Source organism: Nocardia sp. NPDC047038, from assembly GCF_040644075.1.
Lineage (GTDB): Bacteria > Actinomycetota > Actinomycetes > Mycobacteriales > Mycobacteriaceae > Nocardia > Nocardia sichangensis.
In genome coordinates, this window is sequence record NZ_JBEYVQ010000002.1 from 624,654 (window position 1) to 649,869 (window position 25,216).

At 68.9% G+C, this 25,216-nt stretch carries 19 protein-coding genes and 1 riboswitch; of the genes, 10 read left to right on the top strand and 9 right to left on the bottom strand.

All coding sequences use genetic code 11. From position 1 onward, the window contains the following. Nucleotides 1–4 precede the first annotated feature (4 nt). The gene (locus tag ABZ824_RS11155; protein WP_355071100.1) at nucleotides 5–976 is read right to left on the bottom strand and encodes an MBL fold metallo-hydrolase; all 972 of its coding nucleotides are present in this window, start codon (nucleotides 974–976) and stop codon (nucleotides 5–7) included. 114 nt (nucleotides 977–1,090) lie between these two features. Between ABZ824_RS11155 and ABZ824_RS11160 the strand changes: the two genes are divergently transcribed. The 3 genes from ABZ824_RS11160 to ABZ824_RS11170 are packed head-to-tail and all read left to right on the top strand — an operon-like array spanning nucleotide 1,091 to nucleotide 8,348. Then, a complete protein-coding gene (locus ABZ824_RS11160; protein WP_356963158.1) occupies nucleotides 1,091–1,423 on the top strand; it encodes an acyl carrier protein in 333 nt (110 codons plus the stop codon). Continuing rightward, nucleotides 1,420–6,489 (top strand): SDR family NAD(P)-dependent oxidoreductase, encoded by a 5,070-nt coding sequence (locus ABZ824_RS11165; protein WP_356963160.1) that lies wholly within the window; start codon nucleotides 1,420–1,422, stop codon nucleotides 6,487–6,489. The genes ABZ824_RS11160 and ABZ824_RS11165 overlap by 4 nt, the downstream gene beginning before the upstream one ends. Then, nucleotides 6,486–8,348, top strand: a complete 1,863-nt coding sequence (locus ABZ824_RS11170; protein WP_356963162.1) for a fatty acyl-AMP ligase — start codon at nucleotides 6,486–6,488, stop codon at nucleotides 8,346–8,348. The genes ABZ824_RS11165 and ABZ824_RS11170 overlap by 4 nt, the downstream gene beginning before the upstream one ends. A gap of 21 nt (nucleotides 8,349–8,369) precedes the next feature. On the opposite strand, the gene ABZ824_RS11175 is transcribed toward ABZ824_RS11170, so the two are convergent. From ABZ824_RS11175 to ABZ824_RS11185, 3 genes are all read right to left on the bottom strand, one after another. Next, a complete protein-coding gene (locus ABZ824_RS11175) occupies nucleotides 8,370–8,774 on the bottom strand; it encodes an RNA-binding S4 domain-containing protein (RefSeq protein ID WP_356963164.1) in 405 nt (134 codons plus the stop codon). 3 nt (nucleotides 8,775–8,777) lie between these two features. Further along, nucleotides 8,778–9,374, bottom strand: coding sequence for an NlpC/P60 family protein (locus ABZ824_RS11180; protein ID WP_355071092.1), 597 nt, complete (start codon nucleotides 9,372–9,374; stop codon nucleotides 8,778–8,780). Nucleotides 9,375–9,456: 82 nt separating this feature from the next. Continuing rightward, nucleotides 9,457–9,623, bottom strand: a riboswitch (cyclic di-AMP (ydaO/yuaA leader). A 220-nt stretch (nucleotides 9,624–9,843) separates the two neighbouring features. Continuing rightward, the gene (locus ABZ824_RS11185; RefSeq protein ID WP_355071090.1) at nucleotides 9,844–10,101 is read right to left on the bottom strand and encodes a hypothetical protein; all 258 of its coding nucleotides are present in this window, start codon (nucleotides 10,099–10,101) and stop codon (nucleotides 9,844–9,846) included. A 168-nt stretch (nucleotides 10,102–10,269) separates the two neighbouring features. Between ABZ824_RS11185 and ABZ824_RS11190 the strand changes: the two genes are divergently transcribed. The 7 genes from ABZ824_RS11190 to ABZ824_RS11220 all read left to right on the top strand — a co-directional run bounded on the left by ABZ824_RS11190 (nucleotide 10,270) and on the right by ABZ824_RS11220 (nucleotide 19,658). Further along, nucleotides 10,270–11,451 carry an ATP-binding protein gene (locus ABZ824_RS11190; protein WP_356963166.1) on the top strand — a complete coding sequence of 394 codons (1,182 nt, stop codon included), beginning with the start codon at nucleotides 10,270–10,272 and terminating at the stop codon, nucleotides 11,449–11,451. 161 nt (nucleotides 11,452–11,612) lie between these two features. Continuing rightward, nucleotides 11,613–13,568 carry an acyl-CoA dehydrogenase family protein gene (locus ABZ824_RS11195; RefSeq protein WP_356963168.1) on the top strand — a complete coding sequence of 652 codons (1,956 nt, stop codon included), beginning with the start codon at nucleotides 11,613–11,615 and terminating at the stop codon, nucleotides 13,566–13,568. Nucleotides 13,569–13,898: 330 nt separating this feature from the next. Then, a complete protein-coding gene (locus tag ABZ824_RS11200) occupies nucleotides 13,899–14,861 on the top strand; it encodes an alpha/beta hydrolase (RefSeq protein ID WP_356963170.1) in 963 nt (320 codons plus the stop codon). A 191-nt stretch (nucleotides 14,862–15,052) separates the two neighbouring features. Then, on the top strand, nucleotides 15,053–15,340 hold the full coding sequence (locus ABZ824_RS11205; RefSeq protein ID WP_355071084.1) for a hypothetical protein: 288 nt from the start codon (nucleotides 15,053–15,055) through the stop codon (nucleotides 15,338–15,340). A gap of 772 nt (nucleotides 15,341–16,112) precedes the next feature. Next, on the top strand, nucleotides 16,113–16,943 hold the full coding sequence (locus ABZ824_RS11210; protein ID WP_356963171.1) for a hypothetical protein: 831 nt from the start codon (nucleotides 16,113–16,115) through the stop codon (nucleotides 16,941–16,943). 25 nt (nucleotides 16,944–16,968) lie between these two features. Continuing rightward, nucleotides 16,969–18,909, top strand: a complete 1,941-nt coding sequence (locus ABZ824_RS11215; RefSeq protein WP_356963173.1) for a fumarate reductase/succinate dehydrogenase flavoprotein subunit — start codon at nucleotides 16,969–16,971, stop codon at nucleotides 18,907–18,909. A 2-nt stretch (nucleotides 18,910–18,911) separates the two neighbouring features. Next, nucleotides 18,912–19,658 (top strand): succinate dehydrogenase/fumarate reductase iron-sulfur subunit, encoded by a 747-nt coding sequence (locus ABZ824_RS11220; RefSeq protein WP_355071079.1) that lies wholly within the window; start codon nucleotides 18,912–18,914, stop codon nucleotides 19,656–19,658. Nucleotides 19,659–19,704: 46 nt separating this feature from the next. Here the strand turns inward: ABZ824_RS11220 and ABZ824_RS11225 are convergent, their stop codons facing one another. From ABZ824_RS11225 to ABZ824_RS11245, 5 genes are all read right to left on the bottom strand, one after another. Next, nucleotides 19,705–19,902 (bottom strand): hypothetical protein, encoded by a 198-nt coding sequence (locus ABZ824_RS11225; RefSeq protein WP_355071078.1) that lies wholly within the window; start codon nucleotides 19,900–19,902, stop codon nucleotides 19,705–19,707. Nucleotides 19,903–19,991: 89 nt separating this feature from the next. After that, nucleotides 19,992–20,216: a DUF397 domain-containing protein gene (locus tag ABZ824_RS11230; protein WP_355071076.1), complete on the bottom strand. Its 225-nt coding sequence runs from the start codon at nucleotides 20,214–20,216 to the stop codon at nucleotides 19,992–19,994. A 178-nt stretch (nucleotides 20,217–20,394) separates the two neighbouring features. Beyond that, on the bottom strand, nucleotides 20,395–20,865 hold the full coding sequence (locus tag ABZ824_RS11235; protein WP_356963176.1) for a DNA-directed RNA polymerase subunit beta: 471 nt from the start codon (nucleotides 20,863–20,865) through the stop codon (nucleotides 20,395–20,397). Nucleotides 20,866–21,070: 205 nt separating this feature from the next. Then, entirely contained in the window at nucleotides 21,071–21,994 is a 924-nt protein-coding gene (locus tag ABZ824_RS11240; protein ID WP_356963489.1) for a DNA-3-methyladenine glycosylase 2 family protein, read from the bottom strand. Nucleotides 21,995–22,357: 363 nt separating this feature from the next. Next, entirely contained in the window at nucleotides 22,358–25,147 is a 2,790-nt protein-coding gene (locus ABZ824_RS11245) for an FAD-binding and (Fe-S)-binding domain-containing protein (RefSeq protein ID WP_356963490.1), read from the bottom strand. Nucleotides 25,148–25,216 lie beyond the last annotated feature (69 nt).

Sequence of the window (25,216 nt, forward strand, 5' to 3'; positions counted from 1 at the left end):
GCGGTTACTTGGCCGCGCGGGCGGTGACGGCCGCGTAGTCGTGGCTCGCGACGAGTTCGATGCCGTCGGGCAGCGCGTGCAGGCGATGGATCGTGGTGAAGGCGGCGTCCCGGTCGGCGTCGAACAGCTTGCCCGGCATGGGCGCCTTCTCCCGCAGCAGATCGACCTGCAACTTGCTCCAGACGGCGTCGCCGGCGAACAGCACGCGGCTGCCGTCGTCCACCGCGAGCAATACGCCGATGCTGCCCGGCGTGTGGCCCGCGAGATCGACCAGCAGCACGGAGCCGTCGCCGAACAGGTCCTTGCTGCGCGGGAAGGTCAGCACAGGCGGTCCGTCCAGCTCGAAGCGGTCGAAACTGCGCCCACGCAGCGGTCCGCGCGCCACACCGGCCGGTGCGTGCGGGCCGCCCATCGCCCAGTCGTACTCGACTCCGGGCAATCGGATCTCGACCGAGGCGGGCAGCTCCAGCAGGCCGGAGACATGATCCCAGTGCAGATGGGTCGGCACCACGAAATCGATGTCCTCGCCCGCGACATCGTGCGCGGCGAGCGCGTCGGACAGCCCGAGCACCGGCTTGTCCGGCGCGACGAGCAGCGGCACCGGGAACGGCAATTCGGGCAGCACGCGCTCGTGCACGCCCGCACACAGGGCCGGGTCGACCAGGAACCGCGCCTTCGGATGCTCGACCAGGAACGCCGCCATCGACAGCCGCATCTCCCGCAGGCTGCGCACGCCCTCGGCCACGATCGTGGTCGGCGCCGACATGGTGGCCTGGGTGAGCACGGTCAGCCGGACCGTGGCGCTCGCGGCGGGCGGCGGCAGCGCTTCGAGGTTCGCCAGCAGGGCGGTGTCGGGGCGGCGCGGCCGCAACAACCGGCCCGGCGTGGCCGCCAGCGCGGCGCAGCAGCGCAGCAGGGTGGGCAGAGTCGGCGTGCGCTCGGCACGGGTGGCGGCACCGCTGTCCGGTTCGGTCACGGTGCCACGGTATGTGATCACGCCGGTTCGCGAAAGAGCCGGGCAGGCAGCGGATATGCGACGTTGCTCCGGGCGGTTTCTGCGGCATAATCGCGGGGGTACCGTTCTCGAGCGGTGACAGCAGCCGGGGAGACGGGGAGGGAGGACGCGATGCGGCCCGGTCTTCCGGACGGGCACAGTGGTGCACCGGAACACGACGGTTCGCTCGGCAATAGCCGACGCACCGCACTCACTTGTGCCGCCGTCCTTGCCGTAGCGGATCTACTAGGTGTCGACGCCGCCTCGGTGTCGACCAGCTCGCCATTCACCGATCTCGGCCTCGGTTCCACTCAGCTCGCGAGGCTGACCGCCTATCTCGAGGACGCCATGGGAGTCGAAGTTCCGCTGACCGCGCTCTACGACCATCCGGACATCGAACAGCTTGTCGAGTATCTCGCGATGCGATGAGCAGCGCGGCCACTGATTCCGTCGGCTCGCATCCACCCGTCTCCATCATCGGCATCGGCTGCCGACTGCCCGGGGCGGCGAGCGTCGCCGAGTTCTGGCAGCTGTTGCTCGAGGGCCGGGACGCCACGTCCGCCCCGCCCGCCGGGCGGCTGGGCTCGCGGCGCGGCGGGTACCTCGCGGATGTCGAGTCCTTCGACAACGACTGGTTCGCCATCTCCGACCGCGAGGCCGCGCTGATGGATCCGCAGCAGCGGCTCGCGCTGGAAGTGGCGGTCGAGGCGCTCGACGACGCCGGGATCGGCTATCGCACGCGGGGTTCCGGCGCGGCCGTCGTCTTCGGCGCGTCGGGGTACGACCACGGCATCGCGGTGCTCGGCCGCGCGGGTCACGACGCGCCCTACGCGGTGACCGGATCGGCGCTCAGCATCATCGCCAACCGGTTGTCGTACGTGCTCGACCTGCACGGGCCGAGTCTGGTACTCGACAGCGCGTGCTCGTCCTCGCTCGCCGCGGTCGACCTCGCGGTCCGGCTGCTCGCCGACGGCGCCGTCCCATTCGCCATCGTGGGCGGCGTCAATCTCGTCTTGCTGGAACACACCTCGAACTACCTGGCCGAGGGCGGCTTCCTGTCGCCCGGCGGACGCTCGACGCCGTTCGACGTCGCCGCGGACGGTTACACCCGCGGCGACGGCTGCGCCGTGGTGATTCTGCAGCGCAGCGCGGACGCGGTACGCGAGGGCAACCGGGTGTACGCGGAGATCGTCGGAACCGCCGTCGGATCGGACGGCCGCTCCAATGGCCTGTACGCGCCGAACGGCCGCGCACAGCAGGAGACGTTGCGGGCCGCGTGGTCGCGAGCCGGGCGCCCGCCCAGCAGCGCGGGGTACATCGAATGCCACGGCACCGGAACGCCTTTGGGTGACGCGGTGGAGGTCGGCGCGCTCGCCGCCGCGCTCGGGCCCGGCGCGGACGACCCGATCTGGATCGGTTCGGTGAAGTCCAACATCGGGCATCTGGAGGCCGCCGCCGGAGTCACCGGGATGGTGAAGACCGCGCTGTCCATCCACCACGGGGTGATCGCCCCGACGATCAACGTGCACACCGAGCATCCGCTGCTGCACTTGGCCGAGCGCGGCCTGCGCGTGCCCACCGAGCCGGTGGACTGGAGCGGGGTGGACGCGACGGAACGCGTGGCGGGCATCAGCTCGTTCGGATTCGGCGGCACGATCGCGCATCTCGTGCTCCGCGGCGCCACGCGAGCGCGGGCCGAACACGATGCGCACTTCCCGATACTGCTGCCGCTCACCGCACGTGACGAGGAGGAACTGCGCGACCGCGCGCTGCGGCTGGCCGATGAATTCGACCGAACAGCGCCCTCCTTGCCCGAATCGGTCGCAGCGGCGGCGCGAGCGGTGCCGGAGCCGACCCGGGCCGCGATCCTCGCGCACGATCACGCCGACGCGGTGCACCGATTGCGCACGCTCGGCCACGGCGACGCCGACGCGGCGCTGGGCCCCGTGGCGAACCGCCGCCGTGGCGGGCTGTTGTTCCTGTTCTCCGGGCAAGGCGGCCAGCATCCGCAGATGGGCCGTGCGCTGGCGGCGCGATATCCGGTCTTCGCTGCCGCACTCGCCGAGGCGACCGACGCGATCGTGACGGCGGGCGGGCCGCGGGTCTGGACGCCGCGTCAAGGTTTCACCTCCGCGGGTGCGGCGCAAGCCACCGATCTGGTGCAGCCCGCGTTGTTCGCCTTCCAGGTGGCGCTGGTGAAATTGCTGGCGGCATGGGGGATCCGCCCTGATGCGGTGGCAGGCCACAGTCTCGGCGAGATCGCGGCGGCGGCGGTGAGCGGCGCGCTGACCCTCGCGGACGCGGCGCGCGTGGTGGTGCTGCGCAGCGCGACGCTGGCGCATCTGGACGGGCGCGGCGCGATGGCAGTGCTGGAGGCGGCCCCGGGCGAGGCGGCCAAACTCGTGGAGCCGATGCGATCGGAAGTGGCCGTCGCCGCGATCAACGGCCCGAGGTCGGTAGTCGTGTCCGGCACCCCGCGCTATATCGACACGCTGGTGCGGCGAGCCACCCGCCGCAACATGTTCGCGCGCAGGCTCGCGGTCGACTTCGCCGCGCACAGCCCGCAGGTCACCACCGTGCTCGCGCCTTTCGTCGCGGCGTTGACCGAGATCACGCCCCTGACGCCGCGCCTGCCGGTGTATTCGACGGCGCGGCGCGGCGCGAAAATCACCACCGCCGCCATGGACCGCGACTACTGGACGGAGAATGCCGCGGGCACGGTGGAATTGGCGGCCGCGCTCGAGCGCGCGGCCGAAGACGGCATCGCCACCGTGGTGGAGATCGGCCCGCAGCCGGTGTTGCTCGCGGCGGTGCGGGAGTACCCGGACTTCCGCGACGGCACGCATGCCGTGGCGCTGCGCGATGACGAGGCGAGCGGCTTCCTCACCGGCGTGGCCGGGCTGTACCTGGAGGGGCGGCCGGTCGACTGGTCCGCACTCGGCCCCTTCGGCACACCCGTACCGCGGCAGTGGCGCAAGCGGAAATTCCCGCTGCTGGTGGCCGGACCCGCGAGCGCGCACGTCCCCGAATCCGCCTTCGCCGCCGAGGATCTGACCCATCACGTAGTACAGGGCGACAACATCGTGCCCGCCGTCTTCTGGCTGCGGCGGCTGCTGCGGCTCGCCAAGGACACGGCGGGGGCGGCCGCACTGGCCGACTTCGCCGTACATGAGAGGACCGATCGCAGCGCCCTGCCCGAGGTCGTCTATCGCGGGCCGGGAGCGGAGGAAAGCGTACGGGCGGAGGTCACGGGCACCGGAACGCTGGCTTCGGCCCGGCCCGCCGGTGACCCCACACCCGCGGATATCGTCGCATGGATGCGGGTGGTCGACGCAAACCGGGCCGCAAGACATCACATGCGCGTCATCACCACCGGCGTCTTCTACCAGGAATTGCGCCGCAGACGGCTGGAGTACGGTCCGCGATTCCGCACGCTGCGCGGCATCGCCGCGGGCACCGGACGGGCGCTGGGCCTGTTCGACGCCGCCGAATTGCATCGCACCGCAACGCTGGACGGCTGCCTGCACGTGCTCGCCGCGGCGGTGTTCGACGAATTGCCCGGCACGTCGATTCCGCTGCCGATCGGCATCGACTCGGCCTGGCTGTCACATGAACCGAATCGCCACGTGCTCGAGGTGCACGCGCTGGTCCGCGAGCGCGCCGACACCGGATTGATCGGCGACGTCATCGCGACCGACCAGCACGGGGTGCCCTGTCTCGCCTTCTCCGGTGTACACATTCGCTATGCCGACCCCACCGACGAGGAGGGGCTCGGCAGGCTTCGCACGGCGCACGCCGAACACGAAACGCGGAACGCGCCCTTCCGTCAGGAGTCCTGGGAGTCGCGCGATCCCGGTTCACTCGGGCTCGGTGACGCACCCGCGACCCTCGTGCGGCGCGCGGTGGTGGTCGGCGCCTCCGACCTCGCCGTCCGGCTCGCTCGCGCGCTGGACGCCGAGCTGCCCACCGAACGGGTCGCGCGGGAACCGGACGACGCGAGCTCGCTCGTCAGCGCGGTAATGGCCAGGCGCAGCGGTGACCACGCCGTAGTGGCCGTCTGGCCCACCGGTTTCGGCGTGAGCGCGGGCAAGAGCGCCGCGGCGGCCGGTCGTGTCCTCGAACTGCTGCAACTGATCTCCGCTCACGACGCCACCGCGTCCGTGACGGTGGTACTGCCGCACGAGGATCCGGCCCGCCCGCTCCCGCGGCCCGATGAGCCCGCCGCGGCGGCCTCGGTCGTCCCCGCGGCGATCGCCGGGCTGGTGCGCTCGCTGCAACTGGAGACGGGTCGTACGGTGCGCCTGGTCTGGGCCGATTCCGACCCCAGGAACCTGCCGCTGCTCACCCGCCTGGTGGCGACCACCGACAGCGCCGTTCCCGACGAGCTGCGCCTGTCGGCGGGCGAGACCGCGGTGCGTCGCTTCACGCCCGCGCGACCACGCGCCGTGCCTGCCGTCGGCGTCGACGCGAACGGAACATACGTCGTCACCGGCGGACTGGGCACGCTCGGCTCGGTCGCCGTGCGCTGGTTGCTCGACGCGGGCGCGCGCGACGTGGTGGTGCTGACCAGGGCGCCTCGCCCGGTGCCCGCGCTGCTCGACGGCTTGGAGGACCGCATCGTCGTGGTGCGCTGCGACGCCGCCGACCGGGACGACCTGGCCAACGCGCTCAGCGACATCCGGGCCTCCGACTCGATGATCCGCGGTGTCGTGCACGCAGCGGGCGTGCTGGAGGACGCCGGGTTCGACGCGATTACCGCGGGCCAGCTGACCAGGACGTTCCTGCCCAAATCCACCGCGGCGGGCAATCTGATCGAGCTCACCGCCACCGACGCCACCGACTTCGTATTGCTGTTCTCCTCGGCCACCGGCGCCCTCGGTGCGCCGGGGCAGGCCGCGTACGCTGCCGCCAACGCCGCGATGGACGCACTCGCGCAGCGCGTTCCGGGCAGACGGATCCTGAGCGTCGGCTGGGGGCTGTGGGATTCCGGCCTCGCCGCGGCGGCGGGCGGCGCGAGCCATTTGCGTCGAGCGGGCATCGGCGCGTTCGACTTGCCGGGCGGAAGTGCCGTACTGTCCCAGGTCCTGCGCTACGACGGCCCATACCTCCTCGCGCTGGAGCACACGCCGACGACCGACACTTCCCCGATCGCGATCCGTTTGACGAATCTGCTCGTGCCCGTCGGCCGTCCCGACCCGGCGCCCGCCCGCGCCGAGGCGAGTGAGCGCACGCCCGAGCCCGCCGAACCGCTGACCACGACCATCCGCCGCGTTCTGGCGAGCACGCTCGATCTGCCCGCCGAGCACATCGACGCCGGGGCCGACTTCAACGACCTCGGACTCAGTTCGTTGCTCGCGATCGAGATGCGCCGAAACCTGGAAGCGCGGCTACGCGTCCGGATCGCGACGGCGGAGTTGTTCAAACACCCCACCATCACCGCCCTCGGCGCCGCCCTGCTGGATCGGGTCGCCGCGAACACCGGAGAGACCTCGTGAGCCGCGGCGACCACCCGGCGGGGAATGGTCTCGCGACTTCGGTGGCCGCGTGGGCCGCCACCCGCCCGGACGAGCCCGCCTTCACCGAGCTGCGGTTCCGCGTCCAGGAACGCAAGCCCGTCACGCTGACCTACGCGCGCCTGCATGCCGCGTCGGGCGCGCTGGCCGCACGACTGCGGCAGGAAAGCGCCCCCGGCGACCGCGTGGGCATCCTCTGCGCCCACGGCATCGACTACGCGGTGGCGTTTCTCGCCTGCCTGTACAGCAATCGAGTCGCGGTGCCGCTGTTCCCGGCCGCGGGCGCACGCAACCGCGAACGCCTGCACGCCGTCTTGGCCGATGCCAGGCCCTCGCTCAGCCTGCTCTCCGCTCACGACGAGATCACCGCGCCGATCCTGGGCACCGCACTGGGACGAGCACTCGCCTTGCCCGCGAATCCCGGTGTGCCGGACTGGGGTTCAGCCGAGGGAATCAGGTCCGGCGCGCCTACCGCGATGGCGTCGGCGAGCGTGGCCGACCCGACGGCACGCCGCGCGGGGTCACTCGAGACACGCTTCGTCGCACCCGGCATTCGTCCCGCCACGCCGCCGGCCGCACCGGTGATCGATCCGGTGTGCGACGAGCTGGCCTATTTGCAGTACACCTCCGGATCGACGAGGTCTCCCGCGGGCGTCCGGGTCACGCACGACAATCTCGCCACGGCGTTGACGCAACTCGGGCACGCCGTGTCGGTCGCGGACGATCGGCCCGTCGTGACCTGGCTGCCGTTCTTCCACGACATGGGTCTGATCCTCGGCCTTTCGCTGCCACTCTTCCTGGGCGTGCACGGCATCACGCTGGCGCCCGCCGAGTTCGTGAAGCGCCCCGTCCGCTGGCTGCGCGCGATCGCCGACTACCGCGCCGGTACCACGGGGTGTCCCAATTTCGGCCTGAAACTCGCGGTGTCCGGCACCACCCCCGCCGAGCGGGCCGGGCTGGACCTGTCCGGACTGGACATCGTGCTCAACGGCTCGGAGCCGGTCCGCGCCGACGCCTTGCAGGAGTTCACCGAGACCTTCGCCCCTTACGGTTTTCGCCATCACGCGCACACTCCCGGCTTCGGCTTGGCCGAGGCCACCCTGACGGTCACCGTCTGCGACCAGCGCGAGAACCCGGTATGGCACCGTTTCGACCGCGCCGCACTGTCCGAAGGCCGCGCGGTCGCGCTGTCCGAGGACGCGGCGGGATCCGTGGACGGTGTGCCGCTGGTCGGGTGCGGCGCACCCGCTGGACAACAGCTGCGGATCGTCGATCCGGTGCTCGGAACCGCGCTGCCCGCTGGACGCGTCGGCGAGATCTGGGTGGCCGGAGACAATGTGTGCGACGGATATTTCGGGAGACCGGATGCCACGGCGGAGATATTCTGCGCCACCCTGCCGGGAAGCACTGCCCGCTGGCTGCGCACCGGCGATCTCGGCTTCCAGCACGAGGGCCAGCTCTACATCGCGGGCCGCCGCAAGGACGTCATCGTGGTCGACGGACGCAATCACTATCCCGCCGACATCGAGGCGACGGTGCAGGCATGCGCGCCAGAGGTCAGGCCGGGTCACGTGACGGCGTTCGGGCACGACGACGGGCTGCGCGAAGACCTGGTCGTCGCCGCCGAACTCGGCACGGTCGACGGACGCGAGCCGATCGAACTGTTCGCCCTGGCCCGGCGCATCCGCACCGCGGTCGCGTCCACCCACGAGGTGATGCCCGGTGCGGTACTGCTCCTCGAACCGGGGCGAATCCCCAAGACCAGCAGCGGAAAGCTCCGCCGCGGCGAGTGCAGGGCACGCTATCTGGCGGGCCAACTCAGCCCGGTGGCCATGATCTGACCAGCGGTCGCCGGCTTTCGTTCAGTGCTCGTCTCGGCCCATGAGACGGTCGGTCTCGCGACGCTCGCGCTTGGTGGGCCGCCCTGCGCCGCGGTCACGGCGGGGCATGCTCGCCAGGATTTCGCGCGGGGGAGGAGGCGGACTGCGATCGATCAAGCACTGCGCGGCGATCGGAGCGCCGACGCGCTTGGTGACGATCCGCTCCACGATGACAATGCGTTCGATACCGCCCGCGCGGACGCGGACCTCGTCACCGGGACGCACGGGCTGCGCGGGCTTGACTGTCGCGCCGTTCACCCGGACGTGCCCGCCACGACATGCCTCCGCAGCGGCGGATCTGGTCTTGAACAGACGCACCGCCCAGGTCCACGAATCAACGCGGGCCTGGGTGGCGGTGTTCTGGATGCCGGATTCGGCGCGGGCCACTCGTTAGACGATACGGCGTGCGGTGACCACCATGTCGGGGCGCAGCGGCGTGTAGGACACCGGCGTACCCGTCTGCACCGCGTTCAGGAGCTTGTTGTCGCCCGCGTAGATGCCGACGTGACCGCCGCCGTTGGTGATGACGATGTCACCCGGCTTCAGCTCGTTGTAAGCGACCGGAGCGCCGACGTGCGACTGCTCGAAGCTGGTGCGGGGAAGCTCGATGCCCGCCTGACGGAATGCCCACTGGACGAGACCGGAGCAGTCGAAGGAGCGGGGACCCGCCGCGCCCCAGGAGTACTGGGCGCCGACCTTGGTCCTGGCGGCGTCGAGGGCGATGTCACCCGGGGAGTTGCTCTGCTGCTGGCCGAACAGGCCCGGCAGCATGGGCGCGAAATTGGGAGCCTGAGGAGCGACCTCTTGCGGCGCCTGGGCAGGGGCGGCGGGAACGGCCGCGAGCGCCTGCTGGATCTGCTGATTGAGCTGCTGGACCGGCTGTTCCCATTCCTGCGGAACATCGAAATTGCCGACACCGGGAACGTTGATGGTCGCGGCCATGGCCGGAATCGCGGGCATGGCGCCGGTCGCGGCCACCGCACCCATGACAATCGCACCCTTGACGGAATTCGGAACCCGAGAATCCCGTTGCAAGCTGTGTTTACCCACCGAGCTACGTCTCCGATCTTGCTGCTCTCCCGCCGACCGGGTTAGCTGACGGGCTCGGGCCGGGAGAGCGGCCCTACCTCGCGACCGAAATCGGCCTCGAGGATTCACCCCAGACGAACCTGTGGGTCCCCGGTACGACAAGCCGAGACCGGTTGGGCCCCGACAGCCGTTAAGGCGGTAACTAGTGGCGCCGTTTCTCTTACGAAGCGACTGGTTCCACTAAGTCACGAAGAGATTACGGTGCCGACGCGATGTTGTCCACCCCACAGAGCTGCGTCTTTTCCATCACGACCGGAGCCCGCTTGGATCGGCGGAAAATGGCCGCCCAAGCGAAGGTCACGGACTGATCTCGCCGGGCGGCGCGAGGTCACCGAAGGACATCGCCGGCCCGTCCGACCACTCGGGTTCAGGGGCGCGTTCCGTGCACCGCGCGCTCGAGTTCGTCGATCCTGCGGCGCGCCTCGGCCAGCTCGACCTCGAGCTTGCCGAGCGCCATGACCAGCGGGCCGACCGCGAGATCGGCGACCAGCTGTGGATCGTCGTAGCCCCGCTCGATCGCGACGAGGATGTTGGACCGGATGCGCTGGGCCACCGTGGCGCCCGCTGGCACGTTCCAAGACCCGACTACCTCGGCGAGGCCGGCGAGAGGTGGTTCGTCGGACATGCCCCTCCGTTCCCGCGCTGCCGTGCCGCGCGACCGTTCTGGCGAACCGCAACCAGCCTAGAGAGCCGGCGGCGAGAGCAATAGTGCAATACGAAACGCTAAGGCTTTCTAGAACACGCCATAGATGTGCCCAGATTATCCGGACGAAACGCGCTACGGTGTCGGGGCATGGACCCCGTGCGGAATCCGTATGCCCCTGGGGCGGGACAGCGCCCGCCCGAATTGGCCGGGCGCGACAAGCAACTCACGGCTTTCGACGTCGTGCTCGAACGCGTCGCGCGCGGCAGGCCGGAACGCAGCGTCATGCTCACCGGCTTGCGCGGCGTCGGAAAGACGGTGTTGCTCAACCAGCTTCGCTCGGCCGCCATCTCGCGCGGCTGGGGCACCGGCAAGATCGAGGCGCGCCCGGACCAGGAATTGCGCCGCCCGCTGTCCTCGGCGCTGCACATGGCGGCGCGGGCGATCGCGACGGCGCACCGCAATCCGGAACGGGTGGACGACTTCCTCGGCATCCTCAAGGCTTTCGCGCTGCGGTCCACCGCGGACAAGGGCATGCGGGAACGCTGGCAGCCCGGCATCGACGTGCCCGCGGTGAGCGGCCGGGCCGATTCCGGCGACATCGAGATCGATCTGGTGGAGCTGCTGGTCGAGGCGGCGGCGCTGGCCGGTGACATCGGCGTCGGCATCGCGATCTTCATCGACGAGATGCAGGATCTGGGGCCCGCCGACATCTCCGCGATCTGCGGCGCGTGCCACGAACTGAGCCAGGACGCCGCACCGCTGATCGTGGTCGGCGCGGGCCTGCCGCACCTGCCCGCGGTGCTGTCCGCATCGAAGAGCTACTCGGAACGACTATTCAGCTATCACCGCATCGACCGCCTGGATCGGGAGTCCGCCGACCAAGCGCTGATCGCGCCCGCCCAGCGCGAGGACGTGAAGTTCACCGACGAGGCATTGGACTCGTTGTACAGCAGGGCCGATGGTTACCCGTATTTCGTGCAGGCGTACGGCAAGGCCGCATGGGATCAGGCGCCGGAGAGCCCGATCACGGCCGAGGATGTGGAGGTGGCCTCGCCCGCCGCCGAGGAAGAGTTGGCGGTCGGATTCTTCGGTTCCCGTTATGAGCGGGCTACCCCCGCTGAGCGGGAATACATGCGCGCCATGGCCGACCTGTCCGGCGACGACGGCCCGGTGGCGACCGCGGCGGTGGCCAACGAACTCGGCCGCAAACCGGCTTCCCTCTCGCCCGCCCGGGACGGCCTGATCAAGAAAGGCCTCATCTACTCCGCCGAGCGCGGCACCATCGGATTCACGGTGCCGCACTTCGGCCGCTATCTGCGCTCGGTCTGAGCGCCCGCCGGCCGCCCGCGCAGCGATTGATTGCCAACTATTCGCCCGTCTTTCAAGATCAATAGATATTCGTAGATTTATCTCGACCAGCAGGCCTACCGATGAGTAACAAACCCTCCTACACTCGGATGTGATCCTGATCACGTCCGAGGGAGGACATCATGGCGACAGCCGCGAAAGTCGACGCCACCGAAGAACAGGCCCGCGCACTGGTCGAGGAATCCCGCGAAACGAGCTGGGCCAAGCCGTCCTTCGCCAAGGAAATGTTCCTGGGGCGGTTCCGGCTCGACCTGATCCACCCGTATCCGGAGCCCGGCCCCGAGGACGCCGAGCGGACCGAGGCGTTCCTGTCCCGGCTGCGGACGCTGTGCGAGTCCATCGACGGATCGGTGATCGAAGCGGAGAGCCGGATCCCGGACGAATACGTCAAGGGCCTGGCCGAACTCGGTTGCTTCGGCCTGAAGATCCCACAATCGTTCGGCGGCCAGGGACTCTCCCAGTTCGGCTACAACCGAGCGTTGATGCTGGTCGGCTCGGCGCACCCGAGCCTCGGCGTGCTGCTGTCCGCACATCAGTCGATCGGGGTGCCCGAACCGCTGAAACTGGCGGGCACCGACGAGCAGAAGGCCGAGTTCCTGCCCCGCTGCGCGGCCGGGGCGGTCAGCGCGTTCCTGCTCACCGAGCCCGATGTCGGCTCCGATCCGGCCAGGATGGCCAGTACCGCGACGCCGACCGAGGACGGCGAGGCCTACCTGCTCAACGGCGTGAAGCTGTGGACGACCAACGGCGTGGTCGCCGAGTTGCTGGTGGTGATGGCACGCGTACCCAAGAGCGAAGGGCACCGCGGTGGCATCTCGGCGTTCGTGGTCGAAGCCGACTCACCGGGCATCACCGTCGAGCGGCGCAACTCGTTCATGGGCTTGCGCGGCATCGAGAACGGCCTGACCCGGATGCACGACGTCCGGGTGCCCAAGCGCAACCTGATCGGCCGGGAGGGCGACGGCCTCAAGATCGCGCTCACCACCCTGAACGCGGGCAGGCTCGCCATCCCCGCGTTGTGCACCGCCGCCGCCAAGTGGTCGCTGAAGATCGCGCGGGAGTGGAGCACCCAGCGGGTGCAGTGGGGCAGGCCGGTCGGCGAGCACGCGGCCGTCGGTCAGAAGATCGCGTTCATCGCGGCGACGACGTTCGCGCTGGAGGCGGCGCTCGATCTGTCGGCCACCATGTCCGACGAGGGCCGCAACGACATCCGGATCGAAGCGGCGCTGGCCAAGCTGTGGGCCAGTGAGATGAGCTGCCGGATCGCCGACGAACTCGTGCAGATCCGCGGCGGCCGCGGCTACGAGACGGCGGCCTCGCTCGCCGCGCGGGGCGAGCGGGCCGTCCCCGCCGAGCAGCTGGTGCGCGATCTGCGGATCAACCGCATCTTCGAAGGCTCCAGCGAGATCATGCGGTTGCTGATCGCCAGGGAGATGGCCGACGCGCACATGGCGGCCGCAGGCGCGCTGGTCGACCGCAAAGCGGAGTTCAAGGACAAGGCGAAGGCCGCGGTCGGCGCGACGGGTTTCTACGCCAAGTGGTTCCCGCAGCTCGCGGTCGGCGCGGGGACGGTACCCGCGGCGTACACCGAATTCGGCGTGCTCGCCCGGCATTTGCGCTTCGTCGAGCGCAGTGCGCGCAAGCAGGCCAGGTCCCTGATGTACGCGATGGGCCGGTGGCAGGCGGGCCTGGAGTACCGGCAGAACTTCCTCGGCCGGATCGTCGACATCGGCGCCGAGCTGTTCGCGATGTCGGCGGCCTGCGTGCGAGCCCACGCGTTGCGCGCCGCCGACGCGCCGGAGGGCAAGGCGGCCGAAGAACTGGCGGACACCTTCTGCAGGCAGTCGCGGCTGCGCGTGCGCGAGTTGTTCGACGCGCTGTGGGACAACACCGACGACGACGACCGCACCCTCACCCGCGGCGTGCTCGACGGCCGCTACGAATGGCTGGAGGGCGGCGTGCTCGACCCGAGCGAGGGGACCGGCCCGTGGATCGCGGAGTGGCAGATGGGCCCGTCCACCGAGGAGAACCTCCTGCATCCATTCCTGCCGTCCACGCGTCCCCACGCGGAAGCCTGAGCGGTAGCGGACCCGCCGCACGCCCGCCCGAGCGTGCGGCGGGCGGTCGCTCGCGAACTATTCGCCGATATCGGAATTCTCCTAGAGAACCGCAGATATTTCTCGCGAGCGCGCCGCACAAAGCGATCAGGGCAATCTAAAGCTATCTAGTTCTCCAACTACTATTTCGTAGATTTTTCTGTGCGAGCGAAGCCAGCTGCTCGATCGACCGGCAGCGTCGGTTGGACAACGTGTACGTAACGGCAGGTGTAGGGGGTTAACGGGGCGGAAATCCAGTGCGACATCTGGGCAAGAGGCGCCGAACATGCGCCGCGCCCACAGGAGGGTGCCATGTCCACGACCATCGCCCGCCGCGCCGTAGATCACGACGGCCACCACGTCACAGTGTCGGCCGAAGACGGCGTTCCCCTCGCGGTCCGCGTCTTCGGCGGCGACGACGCCCTCGCGACCGTCGTCTTCGTGCACGGACACTGCCTGCGCACCGACTCCTGGATCTACCTGCGCGAGCACCTCCTGCGGCAGTGGGGAGACGACACCAGGATGGTGTTCTACGATCACCGCGGCCACGGCGAATCCGGGGTGGCGCATCCGTCGACCTACACCATCGAACAGCTCGGGCACGACCTGGACACCGTGTTGCGGACGGTCGCGCCGGTCGGTCCGGTGATCTTGGTCGGCCACTCGATGGGCGCGATGGTCGTGCTCGCCTATGCCCGGCTCTACCCGCAGGCCATCGGCACGCGGATCGCAGGCGTCGGGTTGCTCGCGGCCGCTGCCGCCGGGATCACCGAGGTGGGGCTGGCGCGCCTGTTGAACCGGCGGGCAGTGAACTCGCTGCAAGCCGCCGTCACGCACGCCCCGAAGGTGATGCAGGCGTCCAGGCACCTGACCCGCCGCCTGTTCACGCCGATCCTGCGCGAGGCCGAATTCGGCACCAGGAAGGTGAACCCGCGGATCGCCGCGCTGGCCACGGCCATGCTGAACGACACGCCGCTGCTGACCATGGCCGGATTCCTGCACTCGCTGATCACCTTCGACGAGACGGCGACTCTGCACCGGCTCGGCGCGATTCCCACGCTGGTGCTGGCGGGCTCGGCGGACCTCATCTTCCCGTTCGCGCACTCGGTGGCACTGGCCTCCCAGCTGGCCGGTTCCGAACTGGTCCGGCTCGAAGGCGCCGGGCACAGCGTGCTGCTCGAGCGGGCCGAAGAAGTCGCGCTGTCCATCGCCGGACTCGCCGAGCGCGCGTTCGCCGCGGCGCCGTCGGGTGCCGGGTACGCCGCAGCGGGCTGAGCTCGGCAATCGAGCGGCAACCGTCGGATTTCGGCCGCACGCGAGCCAGGATCGAATTCTTTCGGTACTGTGTTGTAGATCACGTTGTGTGGTGGGTCACACGGCTCGGTACAGCGCGGCCCAAGGCGAACGGGCAACCGCGCGTCACGGCACCGAGTTCGCATGTCCGCCAGGGAATCCAGGAGGTATCGATGACTCGCAGCGAATTCGCGGAACTACGCTACGCGGTCGGCCAACTCCGGCAATCCATCGGCGTACTCCGCACCCAGTACGGCGACGCCAGCACGGTGCGGCGGTTGGAGAACGACCTCGAGCGCCTCGCCATCGACGCCGACGAACTCGAGCAGTCACCGCCGCCGGAGGTGCGGCGGACCGCCCAAGACGTCATCTACGTGCCGGACAGCAAGTCCGACGAGGCCGCTTGGATGGGCGCACAGGACGAGGGGCTCGGCTTCCACTCCCGTCCGCGGACGAAGTAGTTCCGGGGTGGGCGGCACGCGCCGCCCATCGCGGTACTCCCTGCCCGATGCCTGCCGTGGCGGCCGCACCCGTGCCACCGGGCCGCCCGCGGTCCCGGCGACTTGGCGCACGGCGCCGCCGTGATCGCACAGCGCGCGCTGGACGTCTGAGCCGTATCGGCCCCCCGCACGACACAGTTCGTGCAGCGACCCGCCATGGTGCGCAAGCCGCTCACCCCGGCCGGACACCGAGCGCGATCAAGATGTTCACCTTGCCCGGCGCGACGATCGAGTCGTTCTCCCGCGCACCGGCGCCGAGACCGCCACCCGTGTCGGTTCCCGCACCGAGCGTTCGGTCACCGCGGCGGGCACACCATCGAGACCGACATCCGGCGAGGCCGCGCGGCGCGTGCCGCTGCCTGCACAGGCGCTCCGGTCGCACCCTCCCGTTGCCGGGGCGCATCCGAGCAGGTCAACAGGTTGATTCCGGTCGGGTATGGCCGACGATCGATGTCTTCACCCGGCGGTTGAAGAGACAATTCCGGCATTCCGTTTTTGCCTGCTCGAATCTTGTTTCGCGGAACGTGACTTCGAAAAGTCCGGTTGGCCCGGAACCCGCGTAGACAAGCATGAGGCATGCCTGATGTGGCGCAAATCATACGGTTGACGGCGGGGCATGTTTGTCGAGACCCCGTTCGATCAATAGCGCACGTGTCGTATGGTGCTCAGCATCACATTCGATTGCGGAGGTAACGATGACCACCCGCACACAAGATCAGCGAGGCATCCGCCTGTGAGTGCCGCACCGACCGCCGCCCCCGAAGCGGGCACCGGCGTATTCAGCAGAACAAGGGCCCGAATCTCGGATCGCACGTTGCGCACCGACCGATGGTGGATCCCCCCACTCGTCACGGTGCTCGGGCTAGCCGCGTTCGTCATCTACGCGACGATCAGATCGTATGTGCGCACGGCATATTGGGTCCCGGACTATCACTATCTGACCCCGTTCTATTCACCGTGCCTGAGCACTTCCTGCGTCGAGGGCTCCAGCCATTTCGGCACCCCTTTCGGCGATCTGCCCGCGATCCTGCCGCTGGGCTTCGTGGTGCTGCCCTTCCTGCTCGGTTTCCGCCTGACCTGCTACTACTACCGCAAGGCCTACTACCGGGCGGTGTGGTTCTCCCCGCCCGCCTGCGCCGTGGCCGAGCCGCACGCCAAGTACACCGGTGAGACCAGGCTGCCGCTGATCGTCCAGAACGCGCATCGCTACTTCTTCTATGTGGCCCTGGTGGTTTCGGTGATCAACACCTACGACGCCATCGTCGCCTTCCACGGCAAGACCGGTGGCTTCGGTTTCGGCCTCGGCAATATCGTGCTGCTGGTCAACGTGATCCTGCTGTGGGCCTACACGCTGTCGTGCCACTCGTGCAGGCACATCGCGGGTGGACGGCTCAAGAACTTCTCCGCGCATCCGGCGCGCTACTGGTTCTGGACCCAGGTCTCCAAGCTGAACACCCGGCACATGGCGCTGGCCTGGACCACTCTCGGCACGCTCGTGCTGACCGACTTCTACGTCATGTTGGTTGCCAGCCAAACGATTTCGGACCTGCGGTTCATCGACTGACCGCCTCATCGAGGAGTTTCTCTGCATGGCAGAAGTGGAACGGCACAAGTACGACGTCGTCGTGATCGGAGCGGGCGGCGCCGGATTGCGGGCGGTCATCGAAGCCAGGGAGCACGGCCTGTCCGTCGCGGTGGTGTGCAAGTCGCTGTTCGGCAAAGCGCACACCGTGATGGCCGAAGGCGGCTGCGCGGCGTCGATGGGCAACGCGAACGAGAAGGACAATTGGCAGGTCCATTTCCGGGACACGATGCGCGGCGGCAAGTTCCTGAACAACTGGCGCATGGCCGAATTGCATGCTCAGGAAGCGCCCGATCGAGTGTGGGAACTGGAGACCTACGGGGCGCTGTTCGACCGGACGGCGGACGGCCGCATCAGCCAGCGCAATTTCGGCGGCCACACCTACCCGCGGCTCGCGCATGTCGGCGACCGGACCGGCCTCGAGATCATCCGCACCATGCAGCAGAAGATCGTGTCGCTGCAACAGGAGGATTTCGCCGAGACCGGTGACTACGAGAAGCGCATCAAAGTCTTCGCCGAATGCACCATCACCGAATTGCTCAAGGACGGTGACCGCATCTCCGGCGCGTTCGGTTACTGGCGCGAATCCGGCCGTTTCATCCTGTTCGAGACCCCCGCGGTGGTCCTGGCGACCGGCGGCATCGGCAAGTCGTACAAGGTGACCTCGAACTCCTGGGAGTACACCGGCGACGGGCACGCGCTGGCGCTGCGCGCGGGCGCGACGCTGATCAACATGGAATTCCTGCAGTTCCACCCCACCGGCATGGTCTGGCCGCCCAGCGTGAAGGGCATCCTGGTCACCGAGGGCGTACGCGGCGACGGCGGGGTGCTGAAGAACACCGAGGGCAAGCGTTTCATGTTCGACTACATTCCGCCGGTCTTCAAGGGGCAGTACGCCGAGACCGAGGAAGAGGCCGACCAGTGGCTGCGCGACAACGACTCCGCTCGCCGCACACCGGACCTGCTGCCGCGTGACGAGGTCGCCCGCGCCATCAACGAAGAGGTCAAGGCCGGGCGCGGCACCGAGCACGGCGGCGTCTACCTCGACATCGCTTCCCGGATGCCCGCCGAGGAGATCGTGCGACGACTGCCTTCGATGCACCATCAGTTCAAAGAGCTGGCGGACGTCGACATCACGAAGGAACCGATGGAGGTCGGGCCCACCTGTCACTACGTGATGGGCGGAGTCGAGGTCGATCCGGACACCGGCGCGGCCACGGTGCCCGGTCTGTTCGCCGCGGGTGAGTGTTCCGGCGGCATGCACGGGTCCAACCGCCTCGGTGGGAACTCGCTGTCCGACCTGCTGGTGTTCGGCCGCCGGGCCGGGCTCGGGGCCGCGGCCTATGTGGAACAGCTCGACGAGCGGCCCGCAGTCGCGGACGACGATGTCACGAACGCCGCGAAGGCCGCCGTGGCGCCGTTCGATCCGCCCGCCGACGGCAAAGGCGAGAACCCCTACACCTTGCACACCGATTTGCAGCAGACGATGAACGACCTGGTCGGCATCATCCGCAAGGAACACGAGGTGCGCGAGGCGATCGACAAACTCGCCGAGTTGCGTGCCCGGTTCCGCCAGGTGACCGTCGAGGGCCACCGCCAGTTCAACCCCGGCTGGCATCTCGCGCTCGACCTGCAGAACATGCTGCTGGTCAGCGAATGCGTGGCGCACGCGGCGCTGCTGCGAACCGAGAGCCGCGGCGGGCACACCCGGGACGACCACCCGTCGATGGACCCCGACTGGCGGAACAGATTGCTGGTCTGCGCGGTGGATCCGGGCACGGCCGGCGACCCGATCCCCGGCGTCACCGTGACGCGCAAGGATCAGATCCCGATGCGATCGGACCTGCTCGCCCTCTTCGATCTCGGCGAGCTCGAGAAGTACTACACCCCGGATGAACTCGCCGGGCACCCGGCCGCGGCCGGACAATCGACGGAGCGAGAGGCGTAACGATGGGTTACGACGCCAAATTCCGCGTATGGCGCGGCGATCTCGACGGCGGAGAACTGCAGGATTTCACCGTGCTGGTGAACGAGGGCGAGGTCGTACTCGACATCATCCACCGGCTACAGGCCACCCAGGCGCCCGATTTGGCCGTGCGCTGGAACTGCAAGGCGGGCAAGTGCGGTTCCTGTTCGGCCGAAGTGAACGGGCGGCCGCGCCTGCTGTGCATGACCCGGATGTCCACCTTCACCCAGGACGAAGTGATTACGGTGACGCCGATGCGCACCTTCCCCGTGATCAAGGACCTCGTGACGGACGTGTCGTTCAATTACGAAAAGGCGCGGGAGATACCGTCTTTCACGCCACCCGCCGATCTCAAACCGGGCGAGTACCGGATGAAGCAGGTCGACGTCGAACGTTCGCAGGAATTCCGCAAGTGCATCGAGTGCTTCCTGTGCCAGAACACCTGTCACGTGGTGCGTGACCACGAAGAGAACAAGAAAGCGTTCGCCGGACCGCGCTATTTGATGCGGATCAGTGAATTGGAGATGCACCCGCTGGATGCGGGCGACCGCACCGAACTCGCCCAGGACGAGCAAGGGCTCGGTCTGTGCAACATCACCAAATGCTGTACCGAGGTCTGCCCCGAGCACATCAAGATCACCGACAACGCGTTGATCCCGATGAAGGAGCGGGTGGCCGACCGCAAGTACGACCCGCTGGTCTGGCTGGGCAACAAGCTGTTCCGCCGATAGACGCCGGACAACCGGCCGGGGCGATCCCCGGCCGGTCGGCGCACCCTTACAACATGGCCACGACGCCGAGGGCCACGACCCACACCAGCATGCCGACGAGCAGCGCCGACAACAGCGAGCTGGTGAGGACGAAGACTCCGACCGCCGACACCGCGAACAACAGCGCGACGATCAGCCATTCCACCCAATCGTCCGGCCGCAATTTCCGGTACCGGGGATGGGAACTCTTGAGCCCTCGGTCCACAGATGATGGGCTACCCGTATTCGGCCTCGATAAACGTCTTTTCGTTGCCGAAAATGTGTCATTCCGTGATCTTCGAAGGCGGCCGTGCCTTATCGCGGCCGGTCGAACTCTCCGTCCTGCACACCGGCGGTGAAGGCGGCCCACTCCGCGGGCGTGAAGATCAGCACCGGCCCCTCGGGATCGTTCCCGTTGCGCATTCCCACGTGTCCGTCGGCGAGCAGCGCCACTTCGACGCTGTCGTTGCCCGCCCCTTCCCCGGCCCTCCGCCACGTGGCGCCGGACAGGTCGATGTTCGTGTTGCCTTGAATGCTCACGAGACGGACTCCTTCGCTATCTGCCGTGGGAGACGTGTGTACGGACCGAGAACCCAGCACCACCGCTGGGCGCACGCACGCGCGCCCGATAGTACCGCCGCCGACCGGCGCTGTCGGGCGAACAACCGACGAAGAACGGCCCGGTACTCCGACCGACCACGTGATTCGCCGCCTGCGCTCAGCGGCGACGTGGCGCGGGCTCCGCCCACGCACGAATGGCCGCGACGACCACCCGGCCGGACGGGCGAAACGTGTTCCGCGGCGGCACTATCCAAGACCGAATCGCGCCGACCGACGCCGTCGGGGACGGCAACGCGATCGTCGACCCCGTGCGGCAGACCGAGACGTTGAGCCGGAACAACTCCGCGAACAGGCGCGTATCGTTTTCCGGCAGGTCCGGCGCGATCAGGAAGGTCCATCGATTCGAGCGCGGGTGCGCCAGAATCGGGCCCAGCCGCACGCTCTTGCTCTGCATGTGCGCCTTGACCGCCTGACCCAGGCTGCTCGGCGTGGTCAACGCCCACACCGACCCTGCGCGCATCACGATCCGGCCGAGCTCGGGCGGATCCACAACGGCGGGCAGATCGCATTCCCGCCGGTAGAACAGGCATCTGGATCGTGGCGTATCCCCGAGTGGCCTCTGCTCCACTGACAACCCCCTGCAGTTGTGTGGTTCGACGATGAGTGCGCGCCATACGGAACCCCTCCGGCTACCGCTCGCGTACCGATGAGAATGCGGCGATGGCCGAGTGTGGCGCGACTACCTATAGTTTTGCTTTTCTCCGGCCGGAACCGACTGATAAAGAATGGGCAAAACTGCGGAAAAGTGAACGCGCCGAGGGGCCGCTGTGAACTCAGTGCCAGGTGTGATCGGTCAGCGGGGTGCGCGGGCCGAACTTCGGCTTGTAGAAGTGGCCGCTGATTTCCAGCAGGCGGATCGCCCGATAACGGTGCGGGCGCAGCGGCTCCAGGTATTCGACCATCGCATCGTCATCCATGGGACGGCCGAGCAGAGTCCAGCCGACCGCGGCGGACAGGTGGTAATCGCCGACCGACAGCGCGTCCGCGTCGCCGAAAGCCCGCTGCGCGATCTCCGCGGCCGTCCACACCCCGATACCGGGGACACCGCACAACCTTCGTGCCGCCTCGACCGGATCGACCCGGGCCGCGCGCTCCAGCGATTCGGCGATCCGAGCCGCGCGCACGATGGTCTGCGCGCGTTGCGGTCCGACATTGGCCCGGTAGTACACCCAGGAAGGAATTCGCCGCCAAGTGTCCGCGTCCGGCGGCAGCCGCATTCCCTCTGGTGCGGGGCCGGGCGCCGGTTCGCCGTACTGCCGCACCAATTTCCGCCACGACGCCCGCGCGGAGACGGTGTGCACCTTTTGCTCCAGCACCGACGGCACCAGGGCTTCGAAGACCAAGCCCGTGCGCAGCATGCGGAGCCCGGGAAAACGGCGATGGGCGTCCACGAGTTTCGGATGATCCGGGAGGAACGCCGAGACATCCTCGTCCAGGCAGAGCATGTGCTCGAGACCCGCGAGGAATTCCGCCGCGCCCGGCCCCCAGGCGCGGGCCTGCACAGTGCGCGGATCGGACTGGGCGAGGCGGTAGGTGACCGGCCCGGTCGGCAGACGGGAGGCGTGCCAGTGCGCGCCGTCGCCGGTCACCCGGTGGCACGGATCGCCGGTGCCGCGACCGAGGGGAGCGAGCGTGCACGCCAGGTCGATCGGCCGATCCGTGGTCACGGTCCGGCTGGCTCCCGGCTCGACCGTCATGCTGCGCACCCGAGACATTCTGCCCGGTGCGGCGCGCGGCGCCGCGTCCCCCTCCACCGGGACACGCGGATTATTATCTGAGCCACACCTAAAGCCATTCATACCGATCGCACATGATTATGGTTTCGCAATCAGATGTAACGGCATGAGATTCACGGCGATATTGTTTTCGTTCGGCAAATATCTGGCAGTAGCAATGACGGAGGTTCTTCGATGATCACCAATCTGCTCAACTGGCTGCTCAACGCCTGGGGTGGAGTTTCCGCGGGCAGCTCGGGCTACCAGATTCCGCCGGGCACCTTGCCGTTCGGCAGCTGAACCGCGCGGCGCCCGCCCTGCCTGTCCGGCGGGCGCCCCAAAAGGTCACTCGCCCAGTAGGAATTGCGCGATATGCCGCGCCCGGCGCCCAGCGAGGGACGCGGCCTGAGTGCGGCAGGAAAAGCCATCGGCGAGGAGGATCGCGTCGTCTCCCGCGGCGCGCAGCGCGGGGAGCATGCCGTTCTCGGCCACCGCGACCGAAATGTCGTAATGGCCCGACTGCATTCCGAAATTTCCCGCCAGACCGCAGCACCCGGTGATTTCCGTCACCGTCACGCCCATACTGGCTAATAAATGGCGATCGGCATCGAATCCGAGAATCGCGTGCTGGTGACAATGCGGTTGAACCACCACCGATCGGCCGGTGCGCTGCGGGGGGCGCCAGGAGGGCTGATCGGCGAGGAATTCGGCCAAGGTGCGCACCGCGGCGGCGGTCGGGGCGGATCTGGGATCGTCCGGCAACAATTCCGTGAGGTCCGCGCGCAGAACCGCGGTGCAGGACGGTTCCAGTCCCACGACCACTCCACCCGCCTCCACATGCTCCTGCAACGCGGTCAACGTGGCCCGCAACCGCGCGCGGGCGCCGTCGAGCTGACCGGTGCTGATCCAGGTGAGTCCGCAGCAGACGCGTTGCTCGGGGATGCGAACGCGGTAGCCCAAGCTGGCAAGCAGCCGCGCCGCGGCCAAGGCGATCTCCGGGTCGAACGCGTCGGTGAACGTATCGATCCACAGCATCACCTCGCCGGAGACACCGCTTTCGGCCCGCACCTCGGGCGCGTAGGCGGACTCGGCCAGGCGCGCGCCTTCGTCCAGATCGCGCCAGATGCGGCGGAACGTACGCGCGGCCAGGCGCGGCACCTCACGACGCGGGTCGATGCCTGCCGCCCGCAGCCCGGCTCGACGCAGCGCGGTCCGGCCCGCCAGCGCGTTGACGACCCGCGGCATCCGGCTCGCGGCGGACAGCCATCGAGGCAACCAGCCGAGCGAATAGTGATCGATCGGCCGGAGCCGGTGGCGGTAGCGGCGATACAGCGTCTCCGACTTGTAGGTGGCCATGTCCACGCCCGCCGGGCAGTCCGACCGGCACGCCCGGCAGGACAGGCACAGATCGAGCGACTCGGCGACGGCCTCCGACGACCAGGGCAGCGCGCCGCGCACCACCTCTTGCAGCACCCTCGCCCGCCCGCGTGTGCTGTCCTTCTCGTCCCGGGTCGCCTGGTAAGACGGGCACATGAAACCGCCGTCGGCCCGGCATTTGCCGACGCCGACGCAGCGGTGCACCGCGACGCTCATATCGCCGTCGTCTTCTCCGAGCGGGTAACCGTTCGATGTGCCGACGTCACCGAGTCCGGCCAGCCGCAGGTCGGCATCGATCGGACGCGGCGCGACGAGCACGCCCGGATTCAAGATGTCGCCGGGGTCGAACAAGGCCTTGTACCCGGCGAAGACATCGAGCACCGCGGGGGAGTACATCGCCGAGAGCAACTCGGAGCGAGCCCGGCCGTCGCCGTGCTCGCCGGACAGCGAACCGCCGTGCCGGACGACCAGCTCCGCCGCGTCGAACAGGAAGGCGCGGAAGCGGTGCGGCGCGTCGGCGATCGGAAGATCGAGGCGGACGTGGATGCAGCCGTCGCCGATGTGCCCGTAGAGCAGGCCGTCGACACCATGCTCGCGCGTCAGCGCGGCGAAATCGCGGAGGTAGGAGCCGAGCCGTTCCGGTGGGACGGCCGCGTCCTCCCAGCCCGGCCAGGCCGGCCGCCCGTCCGGCGTGCGACCGGCCAGCCCCGCGCCGTCGGCCCTGATCCGCCACAGCTGCGCGGCGGTACCGGGATCGGTGACGATCCTGCTGTCCATCGCGCCCGCCGTCCGGCACAGTCGCTGTGCGACGGCCAGCGCGTCGGCCTGCGTCGCGCCCGCGGTCTCCACGAACAGCCAACCGCCACCGCGCGGCAGGTCGGGCACCGTTCCCCGATGCGCCCTGACCACGTCGACCAGCCGCGCGTCGATGCCCTCCACCGCGATCGGCGCGCAGGCCAGCACGGCGGCGACATCATCGGCCGCGGTGGCGATGTCCGGGTAGCCGAGCACCGTGAGCACGGTGGCCGCGGGCAGCTCGACCAGCTCGACGGTCGCGTCCAGCAGCAGACCGCAGGTGCCCTCGCTGCCGACGAACGCCTTCGCCGCCGACGCGCCGCGCTCGGGCAGCAGATGTTCCAAACCGTATCCGGATGCCTGGCGGTCGAAGCGCCCGAGATCGGTGCGCAACACCGCGAGATTCGCCCTGCTGAATTCCGCGAGGCCCGGCACCGCGGACAGGTCGGCGGCCAGTGTGCGTTCGGTGCGGGTGCCGTCCAGGATGCGCAGTTCGCGCACCGTGTCGGAGGTGCGGCCCCACGCGACGGCGCGCGGCCCGCACGCGTTGTTGCCGATCATGCCGCCGAGCGTGCAGCGATTCTGTGTCGAAGGGTCCGGTCCGAAGCGCAGTCCGTGCGGACGGGCCGCGCGCTGCAGCTCCGACAGCACCACGCCCGGCTGCACGGTAGCCACGCGCGCGGCCGCATCGATCGCCACGATCCGGTTCATATGCCTGCTGAAATCGAGCACCAGCCCGGGACCGATCGCGTTGCCCGCCACCGACGTCCCCGCGCCACGCGCGGTCACCGGCAGCCCCTCGGCTCGGGCGAACTCCAAGGTGACCGCGACGTCCTCGTCGGTCCGCGGGAAGACGACCGCCGCCGGGAGAACCCGATAGTTCGACGCGTCCGAGGAGTACTCCGCCCGCCGCCGCTCGGAGGCGTCGACCTCACCCGCGATCCTGGCGCGCAGCGCCGCCATACGGTTCACGGTGTTTATTTTCCAGCGCCTGCGGCGCTGGGTGTTCGCGGGCTGTGTTGTTTGGCCACG

Bases quoted from the DNA above. Each gene is read 5' to 3' on its own strand.
- ABZ824_RS11215 (WP_356963173.1), top strand. From the start codon at position 16,969: ATGGCAGAAGTGGAACGGCACAAGTACGACGTCGTCGTGATCGGAGCG.
- ABZ824_RS11240 (WP_356963489.1), bottom strand. From the start codon at position 21,994: ATGACGGTCGAGCCGGGAGCCAGCCGGACCGTGACCACGGATCGGCCG.
- ABZ824_RS11220 (WP_355071079.1), top strand. From the start codon at position 18,912: ATGGGTTACGACGCCAAATTCCGCGTATGGCGCGGCGATCTCGACGGC.
- ABZ824_RS11245 (WP_356963490.1), bottom strand. From the start codon at position 25,147: ATGGCGGCGCTGCGCGCCAGGATCGCGGGTGAGGTCGACGCCTCCGAG.
- ABZ824_RS11185 (WP_355071090.1), bottom strand. From the start codon at position 10,101: ATGTCCGACGAACCACCTCTCGCCGGCCTCGCCGAGGTAGTCGGGTCT.
- ABZ824_RS11195 (WP_356963168.1), top strand. From the start codon at position 11,613: ATGGCGACAGCCGCGAAAGTCGACGCCACCGAAGAACAGGCCCGCGCA.
- ABZ824_RS11165 (WP_356963160.1), top strand. From the start codon at position 1,420: ATGAGCAGCGCGGCCACTGATTCCGTCGGCTCGCATCCACCCGTCTCC.
- ABZ824_RS11200 (WP_356963170.1), top strand. From the start codon at position 13,899: ATGTCCACGACCATCGCCCGCCGCGCCGTAGATCACGACGGCCACCAC.
- ABZ824_RS11190 (WP_356963166.1), top strand. From the start codon at position 10,270: ATGGACCCCGTGCGGAATCCGTATGCCCCTGGGGCGGGACAGCGCCCG.
- ABZ824_RS11180 (WP_355071092.1), bottom strand. From the start codon at position 9,374: ATGGGTGCGGTGGCCGCGACCGGCGCCATGCCCGCGATTCCGGCCATG.
- ABZ824_RS11205 (WP_355071084.1), top strand. From the start codon at position 15,053: ATGACTCGCAGCGAATTCGCGGAACTACGCTACGCGGTCGGCCAACTC.